Consider the following 3,731-nt stretch of genomic DNA (forward strand, 5'->3'; position numbering starts at 1 on the left):
CGACAACGGTCTGGAAAACAACGGCTCGGGCCGGCTGCGGTCACGGTGACCGTCACCGTGGCCGCCATGGTGACCATCGGCAACCTGCCGAATACTCCTGCCACCGATGTCGCGTGCCCAGAGCACGTCTTTCGCGAGCAATCTCCTTCGAGACGATTCGAGATGATCAGCATGTCTCGCACAATCCGTGGCGCCGCCGTGCTCGGCGCCGCCCTCAGCGGCGTGATCGCTTTCGCGCTGCCGGCATCGGCACACGTCACCGTCGCACCGCCGACGGCCGTCGCCGGTGCGTACACGACGCTGATGTTCCAGGTTCCAACCGAACGCGACGACGCGTCCACGACCAAGGTCGACGTCCAGTTCCCGAGCGACGCCCCGATCGCGTCGGTATTGATCAAAAACTTCCCTGGCTGGACCTACGAGGTCAAGAAGGTCAAACTGGACAAGCCGATCACTACGGATGACGGCACCATCTCCGAGGGTGTCAGTGAGATCATCTGGACTGCCTCGTCCGGCGACACGGCCATCAAGTCGGGCGAGTTCGCACAGTTCGTCATCTCGGCCGGGCCGTTGCCGGACAAGCCCGGCGCGCTCGCGTTCAAGACCCTGCAGACCTACAGCGACGGCCAGGTCGTGCGATGGATCGACATCGCCCAGCCTGGACAGGCCGAGCCCGAGCACCCGGCGCCCACGCTGACCCTCACCGCCGCAAGTACCGACAGTACGGACGCGCACGGTGGCTCAGCGGCGACTACTACCGCGTCGAGCGGCACCGGGACGAGCGGCACCGGGCCGAGTAGCGCAACGGCGATGCCGGCCGCCTCTCAGAGCACCGACAGCTCGGACGGAACAGCTCGCGCTCTGGGTATCGCAGGCCTGGTCGTCGGGATCGCCGGGATCGGATTCGGCGCTTTCGCCCTGCGCTCCGGTCGCCGCCGAAGCACCACGCCCTAGCACCACGTCCTAGCGCTGCGTCCCAGGGGGGCCAACGGGCGTGCGATCATGGTTCTGTTCGCCCGCCCGAAGGCTCCGGTCGTTCCATGATTCGGTCGTTCCATGATTCGGATGTGTCGGGATTTCACCGGACAAGGATGATCCGCTCCGACACATCCGGATTCCCCCTTGTTGTGATGCTCTATCGCGGACCACACTCGGACGGTGCCGGGGGCTCACAGCGCCAACAGACGCGGACTCGGTTCAGCCGAAGCCGATCACGATCACGGTCACGGCCACGGCCACGGTGGCGGCGGCGGACGCCCCGCGGCCGCCAGCCGCCGTAGCCGGATCGTCCTCGCCGTCCTGCTCGTACCGTTGTTCGCCGCAACAGCCGTCGGCGTGGGCGCGCTGTGGCCTGGTACCGGCCATCGGCCCATCCCGGACGTGTTCCGTGCTCCCGACGGCACGCCCATCACGCTGGTGAACGCGACGATCGAACGGGCGGAGCGCGGTCCGTGCGGCGGCGGAACCGTCAGCGAGGCGGCATCACCACCAGCACCGGCACCGGCACCGGCACCGGCACCAACATCGGCACCGACATCGGCATCGGCATCGGCCGGACAGCAGACGACGGCATCGGCGACCGCATGTCTGGAGCTGACGGTCCTGATCACCAGTGGCCCGGACGCCGGCCGGACCCGACCGCTGGAACAGTCCGTCGACCCGGCCGGTCCGACCTTCAGCGCCGGGGACAAGGTCCGGCTCGGCCGGAGCACATCGCCCGGCGGCGGCGTCGACTACTATCTCAGCGACTTCCAGCGCGGCCGACCGCTGGGCATCCTCGCGCTGGTGTTCGCCCTGGTGGTCGTGGCGGTCGCCCGTTGGCGCGGGCTCGCCGCGCTGGTCGGCATGGCCCTGACCTACCTGATGCTCGTGTTCTTCCTGCTGCCGGCGCTGCTCGACGGACGGTCACCGGTGGCGGTGTCGCTGGTCAGCGCGGCGGCGGTGCTGTTCGTCCTGCTGTACCTCGCGCACGGCCCGTCCGCCCGCACCTCGTGCGCGCTGCTCGGCACACTGGCGGGCCTCGGCCTCACCGGCGTGCTCGGATACCTGGCGATCCGGCTGACCACACTGACCGGGCTCGGCTCGGACGAGTCAGCCTCCTTGAAGGCGTTCGACGGCCGGCTGAGCCTGACCGGACTGATCCTCGCCGGCCTGGTGATCGGTTCCCTCGGCCTGCTCAACGACGTGACCGTCACCCAGGCGTCGGCGGTGTGGGAACTTGCCGACGCCTCGCCGCACGCGCCGCCGCCGGAGCTCTACCGGTCAGCCATGCGGATCGGACGGGACCACATCGCATCCTCCATCTATACGATCATGATGGCGTACGCAGGCGCGGCGCTGCCCTCGCTGCTGCTGTTCACCCTCGCGGACCGCTCCGCCCTTGACGTCGTCACCGGCGACCTGGTCGCCGCGGAGGTCGTGCGGACAGCGGTCGGTGCCATCGGCCTGGTCCTGTCGGTACCGATCACCACCGGCATCGCCGCGCTCGTGGCCGCCCGCCGCGCGCTCTAGGCATCCATTCCGGGCGCCCGCCTGGACAGTATGGCGCGTCGAAACGCCGGTTACCGCGGAAGAGGGCTAAATACCCCTATGGTGTGTTCGGGGTGGACGGGCCCCGGCGAGACCGGCAGACAGACGCGATCACGGCTGGGCCGCACAGGTACGCAGAGGCGGGTGGCGGGAGCACGGTGGAGCACCGTTGAAGATCAACCGATCGCGCTGCTGGGTTCGCGTCCCGTGAGCCCCGTTCTCGCTTCAGGCCGAGCTGGAAACTTCGTCCGTGCGCTATTGATCATAACGATCATCGCTCTGGTGTTCCGTGAGATGTTTCTGCTGTGGTTCTTCCACACCGCTGCCTGGACGAGCCGCCCGAAGGAGATCCACTGGTGCGGGTCATGGTACGAGCTGAGCAACGAACCGGACCGCACCCAGGCAGACGCTCGCAAACTCGCCGGCGGCGCCCTCACCCAGGTAGGCCGCCTGCCGGTCTGGCGGCCGATCGTTGCCTACCGACCCTCGCGCGACTGCCCGGAGCACATCTTCGGCAAGGTTGACCAAGACCGTTACACGACCTATCTGATCAGCGGGGGCTGACACCCAACCACGGAGCAACCCTGGCTGCCGCCCCACTGAACGCCGCCCCTCCGAATGCGGTGCCACCGAACGCGGTGTCTGCGCCGACGGACCCGGCCGCGTCCACTGCCCGGCCGTGCTGGAGCACGTGCACCCGCGCGTGGATGGAGTTGCGTTGCTGCAGCGCGGCACGCACGGCCCGATGAAGGCCATCCTCAAGGTAGAGCCGGTCGTCCCACTCCACGACATGCGGGAACAGGTCCCCATAGAAGGTCGAGTCCTCGTCGAGGAGGACGTCAAGCGCGAGCACCCGCTTCGTTGTGATCAGTTGGTCCAGCCGGACCTGGCGCGGTGGGATAGCGGCCCATTCCCGCTGACTCAGGCCATGGTCAGGATACGGGCGGCCATCACCCACAGATCTAAAGATCAACTAACACCTCCTCGACGAAGGCACACCTTCGCGGAACACCTGACAGCCTAGAATCCTCCGCCGACCCAGCGGATCGCGACCACCCTCCACATCGGTTGTCTCTACATCGCTGTGGATCGACAGAGGAACCAAGAATCAACATTTTTCGCAACAAACCCAATCCAACAATACCTATCATGTGAACCAAGCAGTATTGATCGCAAAGTTCTTCCGCAACGCAGCCCGGCAC

4 protein-coding genes are annotated in these 3,731 nt (G+C 67.1%); 3 read left to right on the forward strand and 1 reads right to left on the reverse strand.

Annotated features, from left to right (window positions below; all coding sequences use genetic code 11):
• From U9980_RS24565 to U9980_RS24575, 3 genes are all read left to right on the forward strand, one after another.
• Window positions 1-954, forward strand: a 954-nt coding sequence (locus U9980_RS24565; protein ID WP_322770102.1) for a YcnI family protein, incomplete at its 5' end; no start/stop codon positions are given.
• Between the two features lie 204 nt (window positions 955-1,158).
• A complete protein-coding gene (locus U9980_RS24570; protein WP_322770103.1) occupies window positions 1,159-2,511 on the forward strand; it encodes a YibE/F family protein in 1,353 nt (450 codons plus the stop codon).
• Window positions 2,512-2,736: 225 nt separating this feature from the next.
• The gene (locus U9980_RS24575; RefSeq protein ID WP_322750542.1) at window positions 2,737-3,093 is read left to right on the forward strand and encodes a hypothetical protein; all 357 of its coding nucleotides are present in this window, start codon (window positions 2,737-2,739) and stop codon (window positions 3,091-3,093) included.
• On the opposite strand, the gene U9980_RS24580 is transcribed toward U9980_RS24575, so the two are convergent.
• Entirely contained in the window at window positions 3,080-3,502 is a 423-nt protein-coding gene (locus U9980_RS24580) for a type II toxin-antitoxin system VapB family antitoxin (RefSeq protein WP_416210389.1), read from the reverse strand. The two genes, U9980_RS24575 and U9980_RS24580, sit on opposite strands and share 14 nt — an antisense overlap.
• Between the last annotated feature and the right edge of the window lie 229 nt (window positions 3,503-3,731).

This window comes from Protofrankia sp. Cr1, assembly GCF_963555865.1.
Lineage (GTDB): Bacteria > Actinomycetota > Actinomycetes > Frankiales > Frankiaceae > Protofrankia.